We start from the raw sequence: 13,761 nt of genomic DNA on the forward strand, positions 1-13,761 counted from the left end.
GCTTGCGCCGTGGGCGAGAAACCCCAACTATTCGGGGTAGGCATTCATGTGCCCGGTGATTCTCAGAGTAGAAAATTAATCAACGTCGCCTACCCTGCTCGCCAGGTCAAAGGATGGAACGCCGCATGCGGATCGCTATTTTCACGCTGATGCGACTTGGGCCATCGCTGGCCTATGCGATCGCATCGATCTTCCTTCTCAGCATGCCACTCTTGGACAGCCACCCTTCGAGTGCGTCCGCCTGGTGGTTGCACATGACGATACTTCCGGTCATGCGCGAACCCATCTATCTGCTTTTGACGGTACCTGGCATCGGAATTTGGAGCGCCACGGTCCTGTTGATGCTTGCATCGGTTTTTGGGATTCGCGTGGCCCTGCAGCCGCAAAGACACTACCGGTCGGGCTTCATCCATGCCCATATCGCGCTGATCGCGACCGGTCTGACTGTGGGGCGGGCAGCAGTGGCGCAAGCCGGCCTTGCCGACTTTGCGATCCCTCAGCTTCAGCCAAGCGACTGGTCGTTCCTGCCGCTATCCTACTCGCCGCTTGGGAATGTCCTTTTCATATCGGTGCTTTTGGCTTGCATTTGCTGCCATGTAACAATCATCAAGCGCACAATGTCGGCCTGAGAGAAAAACTTGGCGGCGCATATCCTTCACCAACTCCGCTTAGTCCTTGGCGCTGAGGATCTCGATCGTCCGCTCGTCGAATTTTCCTTGATAAAAACGGTCGATCGCCCGGTGGAAGGGCGAGCCGTGATCGCTGATCGCGGCAAACAAGGTCATCGATGAGCGCAGCTTGAGATCATCAGGCGAGCCGAGGATGTCATGAGCCGATCGGCCGTCGATCGATAAAATCGCCTCGACGCAGCGCAGCAGCCGGCTTGAGAGCGTGGGATCGGCGAGATAGGCGGCGGCTTCCCCGGCCGAACGTATGGCATATTTTTCCGCCATTGCAGAAGTGCCGAGACCAGCGATCTGCGGGAAGATGAACCACATCCAATGAGAGGTTTTCCGTCCGGCCTTCAGCTCGGAAAGCGCCTGCTCGTAGACGCCGTTTTGCGCATTGACGAAACGTTCGAGATTGTAATCGATCTTGCCGGCCACGGTTCTTTCCCCTTTTGCTGTCAACGCAGCCTGAGCCAGAAGTCCCATGCCCGGCGAAGAAACCTCTCTCCTGGGCGAACAATGTCGCCCGGGGTAGTCGGCTTTCTGTCAGCAGACCCGTTCAGCATAGGGACTGCTATCACGGCAATGGCCGTAAGGCTGATGGTGCGGCGTGTTATCGCCTGATGTGGCGGCAATGGCCGATGTCGTCACCGGATCCGTCTCGCTGGACGAATATGCGGCAAAACCAACAAAGCTCAAGACAACCAACGCTACGACCACGACGATGCGCTCGAAACCGGAAAGCTTCTGAGCACTGACATGTTCCACATAGTCGCGCTCGCCTGGACCGGCAGTTTCGTCCTCTTTCACGTGGAGAGTCACCATGTCCTGACGACGGCTTAAATTTTTACAATCTGTCATTTTTATTACTCCTGGAACACATTGCGAGCTGGTCGAAGAGTAAACTCTCACCCTCGTGCCGAACCGGCTCGCCATGCGTGCATGCATGTGTGTCTTCAATCACGTTAATTGAAGGGGCAATATTCAAACTCAGTGTTCAAAAATTCGTACCAATAAATGCAAAAGATCGTGAGGCTCTGGCCCGCTCGAATGATCCGGGTTAGTCCTAGGCGGCATCTCTCATCAGGACCGTCCCATGAGCAAATCCTTCGGTGCGATGTCTGTCGCCCAGCTTTCCCTCCTCATCCAAGGCGGTGTCGCCGATCCGGTCGATGTCGCCGAAACGGTATTCGAATCCATCGCGGATTTTGCCGACAAGGCGGTCTTCACCACGCTGCTCGAAGGCCGGGCGATGGAGGAGGCGCGGGCCTCCTCCAAACGTTTGCGGGAAGGGCGCTCGCTCGGTTTGTTGGATGGCGTTCCGATTGCCTGGAAGGATCTTTTCGATATCGAGGGCCTGCCAACGACGGCAGGGTCCGTCGTCCTGGCCGCCGACGCGCCCGCCATTCGCGATGCGGCGGTCGTCGGTCTCCTCAGTCAGGCTGGCATGGTCGCCATCGGCCGCACCAATATGAGCGAATTTGCCTTTTCCGGCCTTGGCATCAATCCGCATTACGGCACGCCGGTCAATCCGCGCGGTGCTGATCTCCCGCGCATCCCCGGCGGCTCCTCCTCCGGCGCCGGTGTTGCCGTCGCAGCCGGGCTGGTGCCGGTGGCGATGGGCACGGATACCGGCGGGTCGGTGCGCATTCCCGCCGCCTTCAACGGGATCGTCGGCTACAAGGCGACATCCGGCCGTCATGCGATGGACGGCGTCTATCCGCTGGCAAAGAGCCTCGATTCGCTGGGACCGCTCTGCCGCAGCGTCAGGGATGCGGTGTGGATCGATGCGGCGATGCGCGGCCTGACCGCGCCCGATGTCGCCGAGCGGCCGCTGCTGGGGCTGGAATTGCTCGTGCCCGAAAATGTCGTTTTCGATTCGGCGGAACCGGGCGTCGTCGCTGCTTTCGAGATGGCTTTGGAACGTCTTCAAAGCGCCGGCGCCTCTGTTTCCCGCACCGTCGTTCCCGCCTTCAGCGAAATCTTCGATCTGATGACCAGGTATGGTCCACTGGTGACGGCGGAGGCTTTCGCCCTTCACCAGGAGCGATTGGCGGGACCGGACGCAGACAGTATGGACCATCGCGTCGTCATGCGCACCCGCTTGGGAAGCAGGACGACGGCGCCCGATTACATCGCGATGCTGCAGGCGCGCAGCCGCCTGATCGCCGATACCGACCTCCTCGTTGGCAATCGTCTGATCGCCTTTCCCACGGTCGCCCATGTCGCTCCGCCGATCGCGCCGCTGGAAGAGGATGACGAACTCTTCTTCGCTGCGAATAACAAGACGCTGCGCAATACCGCGCTCGGCAATTTCCTCGACTGGTGCGGCGTTTCCATCCCCTGCGGCACGGGCGCAGCAGGCATGCCGGTCGGTCTGCTGCTTTCGGCGACCGCAGGTCGCGACGAGGCGCTGCTGGGAGCAGCACTTGCGGCCGAGGCGGCGGTCCGCGGCGATTTCGTCTGAAATTGGCAATTGACCGCCCGGTGTTTATTGCCATTGATGGACGAGGAAATCCTGGAGGAAAGCACGTGCAAGTCTTGCAGAACGGACGCTTCGCGGTTTCGACCTGGTCGCTGCATCGGCTGCTCGGCGCCGTTTATGGCTATAGCCCCGACCCCGGCAAGAGCGCGGCGCCGAAAGAGCCCTACGGCCCCGGCGGTGCGGCACTGATCGACGTGCCGGCGGCGCTCGCTGCGCGCGATATCCACCGGCTGGAAGTCTGTTCCTTCCATCTGCCGAGCCTTGATGCCGCTTACCTAACTGAACTCAGCGAGGCGATGGCATCGTCGAACGTGCTGTTGCAGACGCTGCTCGTCGAAGACGGCGATCCAAGCCATCCCGAAACGGCCGAACGCGATGTCAGATGGATGGCAGAGTGGATCGATATCGCAGCGACACTCGGGGCGCAAAGGATGCGCGTCATCGCCGGCAAGCAGAAGCCGACGCCGGAAAACCTTGCCCGCGCCGCCGGTCATCTTGGCTGGCTGGCCGACAAGGCGGAAGGCAGTAATGTGCGTATCGTCGTCGAAAACTGGTTCGATCTGCTGCCGTCGCCTGTCGAGATGAACTGGCTGCTGGACCGGCTGGACGGCAAGGTCGGGCTCAACGGCGATCTCGGCAACTGGGCGGCGCCAGAAAAATATCGGGGCCTCGCCGATATCATGCGCCGGGCGGAAATCTGCCACGCCAAGGCGGACTATAACGCTGCGGGTCTCGATGCCGAGGATTACCGCAAGTGCCTGGAGATGTGCGAGCAGGCCGGCTACGACGGTCCCTTCACGCTGATTTACGACTCGCCGTTCTTCGCCGATGAATGGGACGGCATCCTGCTTCAAAAACAATTCATCGAGGGTTTCCTGCGCGAGGCGCCGGCGCGCAGGACGGCTTGAATCCCAAGGACTTCGCGCTCATTCCTGACGCGGGAATCTCTGGCTTTCCTCCAGCACGTTCAGATCCATGTGATTGCGCATGTAGCGCTCCGAGGCTTTCTGCAGCGGCTGATAATCCCAGGGATAATAGGCGCCGTTGCGAAGCGCTGCGTAGACCACCCAGCGGCGCGCCTGGCTTTCGCGCACGGCCGCGTCGAAATCGGAAAGGTTCCAGCGCCGGCTGGCCTGTTCGACCAGCCGCGCCAAAGTGCCGGCATGCGCCGAGTCGGCCGCCAGGTTGTCGAGTTCTTGCGGATCGGCCTCGAGGTCGAACAGCAATGGCGGATCCTTTTCGCAGAGCGAGAGCTTGTAGCGCCCGTCCCTGAGGCAGACGAGCGGCGCTTCGGACCCTTCCGCGGCATATTCCATCGGCACCGGGCCGCGGCTGCCGCTGCCCTCGGCAAGCGCTGCGAGATCCCAGCCCTCGGTCCACGGTTTCAGTGAGGCGATATCGATGCCGACGAGGCCGGCGAGTGTCGGCGTCACGTCGAGAGTGGAGACGGGCTGGTCGATGCGCTTCGGCTTCCAGCCTGGTGCCGCGATCATCAGCGGAACGCGAGCCGAACCTTCGAAGAAGTTCATCTTGAACCAGAGACCGCGATCGCCGAGCATGTCGCCATGGTCGGACACGAAGAGGATGATCGTGTTGTCGGCCATGCGGCTGCGTTCCAGCACGTCGAGAATCTCGCCGATCTTTTCATCGACATAGGAGATATTGGCGAAATAGCCGCGTCTTGCCCGCCTGATCTCTTCCGGGCTGATGTCGAAAGCATCGTGGTCGCAGGCCTTCATCAGACGCTGCGAATGCGGATCCTGCTGTTCATAGGCGATCGGCGCAACCGCCGGGTCAAGGGCCGGACAATCCTCATAGAGGTCCCAGAACTTGCGGCGCGCGACATAGGGGTCGTGCGGATGGGTGAAGCTGACGGTCAGGCACCAGGGGCGCTCGTCATGGCCACGCGAGAGGTCGTAGAGTTTCCGCGTGGCGTGATAGGCGACCTCGTCGTCATATTCCATCTGGTTGGTGATTTCGGCCACGCCGGCGCCGGTGACCGAGCCGAGATTGTGGTACCACCAGTCGATGCGCTCGCCTGGCTTGGTGTAGTCGGGTGTCCAGCCGAAATCGGCCGGATAGATATCCGTCGTCAGGCGCTCTTCGAAGCCATGCAACTGGTCGGGACCGACGAAATGCATCTTGCCTGATAGCGCCGTCTGGTATCCGGCCGCGCGCAAATGGTGGGCATAGGTCGGGATATCGGAGGCAAATTCGGCCGCATTGTCATAGACGCGCGTCCGGCTTGGCAATTGCCCGGACATGAAGGAGGCCCGCGCCGGCGCGCAGAGCGGGCTTGCCGTATAGGTATTGGCAAAACGCACCGAGCGCTTGGCCAGCGATTTCAGATGCGGCGCGTGAAGAAAGTCGGCAGGGCCATCGGGAAAGAAGGTCCCGTTCAGCTGATCCACCATCAGGATGAGGATATTCGAGCGCGCCATGTGAATTGCCTTTTGCTATTTGAAGATTTTATTGAAGCGTCTAATATCGCCCCTGTAAAGGCAGCTTTTTTCGATATATGACCAAAAGGATTTTTATGTCAGAACGGACGCCAGAGCTCGGATGGATGCGGCTCTTCGTCGAGGTAGCGCGGCTCGGGAGCTTTTCCGCGGCGGCAGCGCTTCTCGGGTTGAGCCAGCCAGCCGTCAGCTACCAAATCCGCCGGCTGGAAGAGCAGTTCGGCGTCAACCTGCTGCGCCGCCAACATCGGGGCGTCGAACTGACCGCGGAGGGAGAGCGGCTTCTTGAGGTGACCGCAAAAGCGGTCGGCGACATCGACGCACTCGCCCGCAGTTTCCGCGCCGAAGCTCAAAGGCCGGTTGTCAGGCTCAGGACCGACTATGCCTTCTCGGCACTTTGGCTGATCCCGCGCATGGATGGTTTTCGCCTTCTGCACCCGGAAACGGATATGCAGATCGTCGCGACGCAGCGGCTTGCAGCCGGATTTCGCGACGAATCCGACGTTGCGGTGGTTTTTGGCACGCGCGGGGAATTCGGCGCCGTTGGTACGCTACTGTTGCCAGAACGGATCGTGCCCGTTTGCACACGCGGGTTCCTCGATCGCAACGGCCCCTTCGATGATCCGAGACAGCTTGCCAAGGCGAGGCTGATCCATCTCGACGCGCCGCTGCCATCGCCCTGGTTCGACTGGCGCACATATTTTGCTGAATTCTCCGTCCCACGCGACATCAATGCCGGCCGCGGCGATATCAGTTTCAATACATACTCCCTGGTCATCCAGGCCGCTCTCAGTGAGCAGGGTGTGGCGATCGGCTGGATGGGGCTCGTCGATACGCTTCTTTCCGCGCACATGCTGCTGCAAGCCGGCCCGCCGCTGGAGGCGCCCGACCGCGGTTATTGGCTGGTGCCGCCGCGCTCCCCGAACGTCCACAGCGAGAGGCTCAGCGCCTGGCTATCGGATGAGGTGAAGAGAAATGGTGAGTAGCGGTTGCATTTCTCCTCGGGAGAAGCCTTGTCATCGGCAATGGCGATCGACATTGTGGGATCGAATCCAAGAAGAAGGTGGCTGAAACATGCGAACGATCGGATATGTCATCGGACTGCTTATGGTTCTGTTCGGGCTGATCTGGATCGGGCAGGGAAGCGGCTATTTTCCCTATCCGGCGTCCAGTTTCATGGTCGCCCAACCGATCTGGATGCTCTGGGGCGCCATATTGGCGGCAGCGGGCATCGTCGTGATCGTCATCATCTCACGGCGGCGTCGCAGAGGATAAACTGCTGCCGCCGCTTGGCGGCAATCCGGCCGGATGACGGCCTGTCGAAATGAGGAGAATGGCATGAGCGCAGCTGACATCGATGGCTTTGCGGACCGGATCAGGAAGCACCAGGGCGGCATGATTTCCGCCTGGGTCGGCATCCCCGACGCAATGCTCGTCAACCATTTGGCGCAGGAAGCTTTCGATGCCGTCGTGCTGGATATGCAGCATGGCATGTGGGACATGCAGTCGGCGGCAAACGCCGTCGCTCAGACGCGTCTTGCCGGCAAGCCGGCCATCGCCCGCATTCCCGTCGGCGATTTCGCCTCCGCCTCGCGGCTGCTCGATGCCGGCGCCTCCGGCATCATCGCGCCGATGATCAATTCGGCCGAGGACGCGCGCGCTCTGGTCCGGACGACGAAATATCCGCCCCTCGGCGAGCGCAGCTGGGGGCCGTCCTTGGCGCTGAACCATACCGGCCTCTCTGCCGACGCCTACCTCAAGAACGCCAACGAACTCACCGTCGCCATCGCCATGGTCGAAACCCGCGCCGCTCTCGACGCGATCGACGGCATTCTCGGCGTGACCGGTATCGACGGCATCTTCGTCGGGCCAGCCGACCTTTCGATTGCGCTGTCGAACGGCGATCAGGTAGCGCCGAACGCCGCCGAAATCGACAGCGCCATGCAGCATGCCGTTTCGCGCTGCCGCGCCCACGGAAAGTTCGCCTGTGCCTATGCCGGCGACGGCGAGCGGGCCGGCGAGCTGCTGAAGTTCGGCTTCGATCTGGTCATCGCCGGTGCGGAGACCGTGCAACTGCGCGCCGGCGCCCGCCGCGCCATCAATGCCGCCCGCAGGATCGCTTCCGGCGGCTGAGCTCGTCTCAGCGGGCCGGTTTGACGGCCAGCCAGATGACGTGGCGGGCGCCGCGCTTGCGGTTGGCGCGGGTATTGACGACGTCGACGGAGAAACCGCTGTCCTTGAGCCGCCGCGTGAAATCGGAATCGGGGCCCGACGACCAGACGGCGAGCACGCCGCCGGGGCGAAGCGCGTCGCGGGCGGCGCGAAGGCCGTTAAAATCGTAGAGCCGATCATTGGATTTGCGGGTCAGGCCGTCCGGCCCGTTATCGACATCGAGCAGGATGGCATCATAGGCAGCTTTGCCGGCACGGATTGCTTCACCGACATCGCCTTGGTGGATGAGGACGCGCGGGTCGTCCAGACAGCCCTTGAAGACCTCGGCCATGGGTCCGCGCGCCCAGGCGACGACGGCCGGCACGAGTTCGGCCACGGTGACGCCGGCATCTGCGGGAAGGACGGCGAGGGCGGCACGCAGGGTAAAACCCATGCCGAGGCCGCCGATCAGGATTCTGGGCTTCGGATGCGCCTTGATCCGCTCCCAGGAGAGGGTCGCCAGCGCTTCCTCCGAGCCGCTGAGGCGGCTGTTCATCAACTCGTTGGCGCCGAGCATGATCGAGAATTCGCTGCCGCGCCGCTTCAGCCTGAGTTCGCCGTCTTCACCGGGAATGGTCGCGGAATCGAGCTGGATCCAGGGCAGCATGACCGTTTCGTCTCACATGAAAGGAACCGTCCCCTAGCATAGGGCGAAGGGTGAGGCCAGCAAGGCGGCCTCAGATCATCCGCGCGAAATGATCCGGCTCCACTTCGACGATCTCGTCCTGCGGTGCGGCGGAACGACGGCGGATATCGTCGACCTTGTCGGGCATCAAGCGCGCCTTCGGATCGTCGAAGCGGACATCGGGATCGGGGACGGCCGAAAGCAGCAGCCTGGTATAGGGGTGCACCGGATTGTCGATCACCGCAGCGGTGCTGCCCCATTCGACGATCTGGCCGGCATACATCACGGCAATGTCCTCGGCGACATAGCGAGCGGTGGCAATGTCATGCGTGATGTAGAGCAGCCCGAGATTCATCTCCTGCTTCATTTCGTTCAACAGATTCAAGACGCCAAGCCGCACCGAGACGTCAAGCATCGAGGTCGGTTCGTCCGCCACGATCACCGCCGGTCTGACGGCCAAGGCACGGGCGATGTTGACACGCTGCCGCTGGCCGCCGGAGAGTTCGTGCGGATATCTCGGCGCGACGAGATCCGGATCGAGCCTGACGCGCTGCAGCAGTTCGCGGACGGTCACGTCGACCGCTGCGCCTTTGATCTCCGGTCGATGCAGCTTCAGCGGCCGCCGGAGGTGGTGGGCGATGGTGTGGGCAGGGTTCAGCGAGGCGAAGGGATCCTGGAAGATCATCTGCACCGATCGGCGATAGCGGGCGATCTCGTCGGATTTCGCCGCCTCGACGGGGCGGCCCTTGTAAAGGATCTGCCCTGATGTCGGCTGATACTCGCGCATCGCCATGCGCGCGCAGGTGGTCTTGCCGCTGCCGGATTCGCCGACGAGCGCCAATGCCCGGCCGGCATGCAGCGAAAAGGAGATCGAGCGGGCGGCATGGACGGCGGATGTGCCGTGGCCGAAGGTCTTGCTCACCTTGTCGAGGGCGAGGATGGCATCGCTCATAGCAGCGCACCTCCATGAAGCGAGGGGAAGGAGGCCCAGAGCTTTTTCGTGTAGGCGTGCTGCGGCGTCTTGTAGATTGCGCTGGCATCGTTCTGCTCGACAAGCTTGCCTGCGAGCATGATGCCGATGCGGTCGCAGAACTGCACCATCAGCCCGAGATCGTGAGTGATGAACAGAACAGAGAAGCCGAAGCTGCGGCGCAGCTCATTGATGCGCTGCAGGATCTCGCGCTGGACGACGACGTCGAGCGCTGTCGTCGGCTCGTCCATGACGACGAGTTTCGGGTCGAGCGCCATGCAGATGGCAATGACGATGCGCTGGCGCATGCCGCCGGAAAACTGGTGCGGATAGTCGCGCATGCGGTCAGGCGCGATATCGACCAGCTTCAGCATCTCGGCGGTGCGCTCGCGGGCTTGTGCGCGGCTCATGTTCTTATGGGTGCGCAGCACGTCATAAAATTGCGTCTCGATGCGCAGCACCGGGTTCAGCGAGTTCATCGCGCTCTGGAAAACCATGGCGACCTCGCGCCAACGGAACGCGCTGAGCGCCTGCTGGTCGAGGCCGAGCACGTCTCGGCCGTCGAGCAGGATGCGGCTTTCCTTGCGGATCAGCGCCGGCGGCTTGTGCAGCCGGCTGATGGCAAAGGCGATGGTGCTCTTGCCGCAGCCGGATTCGCCGGCAAGGCCGAAGACTTCGCCCGGTGCGACATCGAAGCTGACATCGTCGACGGCGCGGAAATCCTTCTCCTCGCCGATATAGTCGATGGAAAGGTTCCTGACGGAGAGCAGCGGCTGCGTCACAGGCGGCCCTCCCCGGAACGGACGAGCAGCGACCAGCGCTTCAGATGATTGCCGGTGCGCAGCCTCGGATTGGCGATCTCGTCAACGGCGAAATTTAGCAGCGACATGCCGATGCCGAGGAAGGCGAGCGCGAAGCACGGGGTGAGGATATCCCACCAGGCGCCGACCGAAAGGGCGGAGGCCTTCTGGGCATTGTAGAGCATCGTGCCCCAGGAGACCGCTTTGGGATCGCCGAGCCCCAAGAATTCCAGCGTCGCCTCGGTGATGATGGCGAAGATGACGCTGCCGATGAAATTGATGCCGACGATCGAGATCACGTTGGGGAAGATCTCGAATGTCATGATGCGCCATTGCGGCTCGCCCATCATTTCGGCGGATTTGACGAAATCCTTGTGCTTGACGGAAAGCGTCTCGGCGCGGGTGACGCGCGCGCCCCAGGCCCAGGAAGTGGCGCCGAGGATGAGGGCGATGACGACGGGGCTTGCCTGACCGATGAAGGCCGCGAGCACGAGCAGCAGCGGCAGGTTGGGAACAACCAGCACCATATTGGTGAAGAAGCTGATGACTTCGTCGGTCTTGCCGCCGCGATAGCCGGCGATAATGCCGAGCGCGGTGCCGGCGAGGGTGATCAGCAGCCCGGCGCCGAAGCCGACGGCAAGTGAGGTGCGGGCGCCGTAGAGCAGCCGGGCGAAGACATCCTGGCCGATGCGGGTGGTGCCGAGCAGATGGTCGAGCGACGGCGGCTGGTGCGGCCTGCCGGTGCGGGCGGCGGGATCGTATTGCGTCAGCAGCGGCGCTGCGATCGCGACGACGACGATGAAAGCGATGATGATGAGGCCGACAAGAGCCTTGCGGTTTCGAAGCAGGCTTTTCATCTCATGCTCCCTTCAGCCGCGGGTCGAGCAAGATATAGCTGACGTCGACGATGAAATTGGCGATCAGCATGGTCGCGGTCATGATCAAGAGTTGGCCCTGGATGACGGGATAATCGCGGGCGAGGATCGCCTGATAGAGAATGTTGCCGAGGCCGGGATAGTTGTAGACGACTTCGGTCACCAGCGAACCGCCGAGGATGGTGCCGATGGCGATCGCCAGGCTGGAAACGGTCGGCAGCAGAGCGTTGCGCGCCGCATACCACAGCATCACGTGCCGGTCGGAAAGGCCCTTGGCGCGGGCCATGACAATATAGTCTTCGCCGAGCAGATTGATCATGTTGTTGCGCATAGTGACGGTGAAGCCGCCGATCAGCACTGTGCAGAGCGTCACCATCGGCAGGATGCCGTGATAGGCGACGCTGCCGATGTATTGCAGGCTGAAGGCCGGATCGAGCGAAGGATCGGCGGCATAGCCGTTCGGGAACCAGCCGAGCGTGAAACCGAAAATGAAGAGCACGATCAGCGACGTCACCACAGCCGGCACCGAGGTCGCGAAGATCGCCCCGACCGAGACGACGACATCGAACCTGCTGCCGCGGCGCCAGGCGGCGACGATGCCGAGCAAGGTGCCGAGCGCGAAGCTGATGATGGTGGCCGTTCCCATCAGGCCAACGGTCCAGACGAGGGCATGACCGAGCACCGAGGTCACCGGCAGCGGGAAATATTTGATCGAGCGGCCGAGATCGCCGGTGAAGATGCTGCCAAGATAGGTGAGATACTGCTGCCAGAGCGGTCCGTCGACGAAGCCGAAGGTGAGCTTCAGCGCCTGCAGGCTTTCCGGCGGCAATTCGGTGCCGGCGCTTGAGAACATGATCTGCACGGGATCGCCCGGCATCAGCCGGGGCAGAAAGAAATTGATCGTCGCTGCCGCGATGAAGGCTGCCATATAGAAGACGAGGCGGCGAAGCAGGAAAGCCATGGGAACTCCGTCGTGACGAGAGCGGCGTTTCAAGACCGCTCCCGAGACCATGATGCTTTACTTCACAGGTTCCAGGGCGAGCAGGTTCAGCAGGCGTGCCGGATTCGTGCGTGAGATCGACGGATTGACGAAGGGGTTTTCCTTGGTCGACCAGCCGGTGAAGCGCTTGGTGTTGTACTGATACCAGTTCGGATTGTTGAAGACTGGAATCATCGGCATGTTTTCGGCGACGATGCGCTGCGCCTTGTTCATCACCTCTTTCTGCGTGGCAAGGTCGGCGGTCTGAGTGAACTCGGTGACGAGTTTCTCGACATCGGGGTTGAACCAGCGCTGCGCGGTGAAGCGGGTCTTGCCCTTGTCCGAGGCGCTGAAGGCGCGCTTGTAGGGATAGTAGGGCGAGGCCGATGCCGGCAGGCTGTTGATCGCCGCATCGAACTTGCCGCTGATGAGGTTGCCGGTCCAGACGGCCTCCTCGGGCGTTTCGATCTTGGCGTTGATGCCGACCGCCTGCATGCCTTCGACGGCGATGTTGACCGTGTCGACCCAGTCCGTCCAGGAGTTCGGGACGATGATGGAGAAGGAGATCTTGCTGCCGTCGGGATTGTCGCGGAAGCCGTCGCCGTCCTTGTCCTTGTAGCCGGCCTCGTCGAGCAGCGCCTTGGCGGCGTCGGCGTCATAGGTCGCGTATTTGCCGAAGTCTGTTTTCACGGACGGATCCGCCCAGCTCTTGTAGAGATCGCCCATCAGGCCGGGGTCTTCGTTGAGTGTCGGGTAGCCGTAGCCGGCGACGTCGATCATCGTCTTGCGGTCGAGCGCCATGCCGACGGCGCGGCGGAACTTCACGTCGTTGAAGGCCTTCTTGTTGTTTTCGTTTGCCGTTTCCAGGTTGAACAGGAAGGCGACCATGCTGCTCGGCGAATACCAGTAGTGAAAGTGCGCCGGATCCTTGGAGACATAGACATTGTCGATGTCGGGAATGAAGGAGACACCCCAGTCGAGCGTGCCGTCGGCGGTTGCCGTCAGGATCTGGTTGTTGTCGGCAAGCTGAGGGAAGCGAATGCAATCAACCTTCAGATGAGCGTTGTCCCAGTAATTCGGGTTGCGGCACTGGTCATAGGTCTGGCCGGTGAAGCGCGGTACCTCAGTCAGCGGACCGCTGCCGACCGGGGTCTCGTTGGTGAAGGTGACGGGATCTGCGACGTCCTTCCAGACATGTTCGGGAACGATCGGCAGCTGCGAGATCTGCTCGGCGGCAAGCGAGCTCGGGTTGGCGAGCGTGAAGCGCACCGTCTGACCGTCGACGGCTTGCACGTCGGTGACGAAGGTCCAGATGCTGACGAAGTCGAGCGCCGGGAACTTCTTCAGGTAATCATAGGTGAACTTGGCGTCGGCTGCAGTCAACGGCTTGCCGTCCGACCATTTGAGGTTCGGGCGCAGCTTGAAATCGATACTCTTCAGGTCGTCGGAGAGCTTGAAGCTTTCGGCCAGGCGATAGACCGGCTTGTTGCTGTCGAAGCGGTTGAAAATAACCAGCGGCTCGTAGATGAAGTCGAGTGTCGACTGACGCGCCGAGGTCTGGTTGAACGGGTTGAAGTTGCGAACCCAGGTGGTCGCCGGTTCGATGTTCGCGGTCAGGACGGTCTGCGCCATCGCAGATCCGGAAAGCAACGTCAGTGCTGCGGCTGCAAGAAGATATTTTTTCATGTT

15 protein-coding genes are annotated in these 13,761 nt (G+C 61.8%); 6 read left to right on the forward strand and 9 right to left on the reverse strand.

Features of this window, described 5'->3' with window-relative positions:
• The first annotated feature begins 125 nt into the window (after window positions 1-125).
• Window positions 126-629, forward strand: coding sequence for a hypothetical protein (locus QWJ46_RS05125; RefSeq protein ID WP_302749530.1), 504 nt, complete (start codon window positions 126-128; stop codon window positions 627-629).
• 39 nt (window positions 630-668) lie between these two features.
• Here the strand turns inward: QWJ46_RS05125 and QWJ46_RS05130 are convergent, their stop codons facing one another.
• Both QWJ46_RS05130 and QWJ46_RS05135 read right to left on the reverse strand, forming a co-directional pair.
• Window positions 669-1,106: a DUF1810 domain-containing protein gene (locus QWJ46_RS05130; RefSeq protein ID WP_184459058.1), complete on the reverse strand. Its 438-nt coding sequence runs from the start codon at window positions 1,104-1,106 to the stop codon at window positions 669-671.
• A 108-nt stretch (window positions 1,107-1,214) separates the two neighbouring features.
• Window positions 1,215-1,493 carry a hypothetical protein gene (locus QWJ46_RS05135; protein ID WP_302749532.1) on the reverse strand — a complete coding sequence of 93 codons (279 nt, stop codon included), beginning with the start codon at window positions 1,491-1,493 and terminating at the stop codon, window positions 1,215-1,217.
• A 271-nt stretch (window positions 1,494-1,764) separates the two neighbouring features.
• Between QWJ46_RS05135 and QWJ46_RS05140 the strand changes: the two genes are divergently transcribed.
• Window positions 1,765-3,135, forward strand: coding sequence for an amidase (locus tag QWJ46_RS05140; protein WP_302749439.1), 1,371 nt, complete (start codon window positions 1,765-1,767; stop codon window positions 3,133-3,135).
• Between the two features lie 65 nt (window positions 3,136-3,200).
• On the forward strand, window positions 3,201-4,061 hold the full coding sequence (locus QWJ46_RS05145) for a sugar phosphate isomerase/epimerase (protein ID WP_302749440.1): 861 nt from the start codon (window positions 3,201-3,203) through the stop codon (window positions 4,059-4,061).
• Between the two features lie 18 nt (window positions 4,062-4,079).
• Here the strand turns inward: QWJ46_RS05145 and betC are convergent, their stop codons facing one another.
• Window positions 4,080-5,594, reverse strand: coding sequence for a choline-sulfatase (gene betC, locus QWJ46_RS05150; RefSeq protein WP_302749442.1), 1,515 nt, complete (start codon window positions 5,592-5,594; stop codon window positions 4,080-4,082).
• 95 nt (window positions 5,595-5,689) lie between these two features.
• On the opposite strand from betC, the gene QWJ46_RS05155 reads away from it, so the two are divergent.
• From QWJ46_RS05155 to QWJ46_RS05165, 3 genes are all read left to right on the forward strand, one after another.
• Window positions 5,690-6,598, forward strand: a complete 909-nt coding sequence (locus QWJ46_RS05155) for a LysR family transcriptional regulator (RefSeq protein WP_302749444.1) — start codon at window positions 5,690-5,692, stop codon at window positions 6,596-6,598.
• A gap of 88 nt (window positions 6,599-6,686) precedes the next feature.
• Window positions 6,687-6,887 (forward strand): hypothetical protein, encoded by a 201-nt coding sequence (locus QWJ46_RS05160; protein WP_302749446.1) that lies wholly within the window; start codon window positions 6,687-6,689, stop codon window positions 6,885-6,887.
• Window positions 6,888-6,950: 63 nt separating this feature from the next.
• A complete protein-coding gene (locus QWJ46_RS05165) occupies window positions 6,951-7,745 on the forward strand; it encodes an HpcH/HpaI aldolase/citrate lyase family protein (RefSeq protein WP_302749448.1) in 795 nt (264 codons plus the stop codon).
• A gap of 7 nt (window positions 7,746-7,752) precedes the next feature.
• Here QWJ46_RS05165 and QWJ46_RS05170 read toward each other — a convergent pair whose 3' ends face one another.
• The 6 genes from QWJ46_RS05170 to QWJ46_RS05195 form a co-directional block, all read right to left on the reverse strand.
• Complete coding sequence (locus QWJ46_RS05170) at window positions 7,753-8,430, reverse strand: spermidine synthase (RefSeq protein WP_302749450.1); 678 nt, start codon at window positions 8,428-8,430, stop codon at window positions 7,753-7,755.
• A gap of 70 nt (window positions 8,431-8,500) precedes the next feature.
• Window positions 8,501-9,400 (reverse strand): ABC transporter ATP-binding protein, encoded by a 900-nt coding sequence (locus QWJ46_RS05175; protein ID WP_302749451.1) that lies wholly within the window; start codon window positions 9,398-9,400, stop codon window positions 8,501-8,503.
• Window positions 9,397-10,200 (reverse strand): ABC transporter ATP-binding protein, encoded by an 804-nt coding sequence (locus QWJ46_RS05180; protein WP_302749452.1) that lies wholly within the window; start codon window positions 10,198-10,200, stop codon window positions 9,397-9,399. The genes QWJ46_RS05175 and QWJ46_RS05180 overlap by 4 nt, the downstream gene beginning before the upstream one ends.
• The gene (locus QWJ46_RS05185; protein ID WP_302749454.1) at window positions 10,197-11,075 is read right to left on the reverse strand and encodes an ABC transporter permease; all 879 of its coding nucleotides are present in this window, start codon (window positions 11,073-11,075) and stop codon (window positions 10,197-10,199) included. The genes QWJ46_RS05180 and QWJ46_RS05185 overlap by 4 nt, the downstream gene beginning before the upstream one ends.
• A gap of 1 nt (window position 11,076) precedes the next feature.
• Window positions 11,077-12,054, reverse strand: coding sequence for an ABC transporter permease (locus tag QWJ46_RS05190; RefSeq protein WP_302749455.1), 978 nt, complete (start codon window positions 12,052-12,054; stop codon window positions 11,077-11,079).
• 57 nt (window positions 12,055-12,111) lie between these two features.
• Window positions 12,112-13,758 carry an ABC transporter substrate-binding protein gene (locus tag QWJ46_RS05195; RefSeq protein ID WP_302749457.1) on the reverse strand — a complete coding sequence of 549 codons (1,647 nt, stop codon included), beginning with the start codon at window positions 13,756-13,758 and terminating at the stop codon, window positions 12,112-12,114.
• Between the last annotated feature and the right edge of the window lie 3 nt (window positions 13,759-13,761).

It is taken from the genome of Rhizobium sp. CBN3 (assembly GCF_030518245.1).
GTDB classification, from domain to species: domain Bacteria; phylum Pseudomonadota; class Alphaproteobacteria; order Rhizobiales; family Rhizobiaceae; genus Rhizobium; species Rhizobium aethiopicum_A.

Coding starts and splice junctions, on each gene's coding strand:
- QWJ46_RS05140 (WP_302749439.1), top strand. CDS start 1,765: ATGAGCAAATCCTTCGGTGCGATGTCTGTCGCCCAGCTTTCCCTCCTC.
- betC (WP_302749442.1), bottom strand. CDS start 5,594: ATGGCGCGCTCGAATATCCTCATCCTGATGGTGGATCAGCTGAACGGG.
- QWJ46_RS05190 (WP_302749455.1), bottom strand. CDS start 12,054: ATGGCTTTCCTGCTTCGCCGCCTCGTCTTCTATATGGCAGCCTTCATC.
- QWJ46_RS05160 (WP_302749446.1), top strand. CDS start 6,687: ATGCGAACGATCGGATATGTCATCGGACTGCTTATGGTTCTGTTCGGG.
- QWJ46_RS05165 (WP_302749448.1), top strand. CDS start 6,951: ATGAGCGCAGCTGACATCGATGGCTTTGCGGACCGGATCAGGAAGCAC.
- QWJ46_RS05155 (WP_302749444.1), top strand. CDS start 5,690: ATGTCAGAACGGACGCCAGAGCTCGGATGGATGCGGCTCTTCGTCGAG.
- QWJ46_RS05175 (WP_302749451.1), bottom strand. CDS start 9,400: ATGAGCGATGCCATCCTCGCCCTCGACAAGGTGAGCAAGACCTTCGGC.
- QWJ46_RS05185 (WP_302749454.1), bottom strand. CDS start 11,075: ATGAAAAGCCTGCTTCGAAACCGCAAGGCTCTTGTCGGCCTCATCATC.
- QWJ46_RS05195 (WP_302749457.1), bottom strand. CDS start 13,758: ATGAAAAAATATCTTCTTGCAGCCGCAGCACTGACGTTGCTTTCCGGA.
- QWJ46_RS05170 (WP_302749450.1), bottom strand. CDS start 8,430: ATGCTGCCCTGGATCCAGCTCGATTCCGCGACCATTCCCGGTGAAGAC.
- QWJ46_RS05135 (WP_302749532.1), bottom strand. CDS start 1,493: ATGGTGACTCTCCACGTGAAAGAGGACGAAACTGCCGGTCCAGGCGAG.
- QWJ46_RS05125 (WP_302749530.1), top strand. CDS start 126: ATGCGGATCGCTATTTTCACGCTGATGCGACTTGGGCCATCGCTGGCC.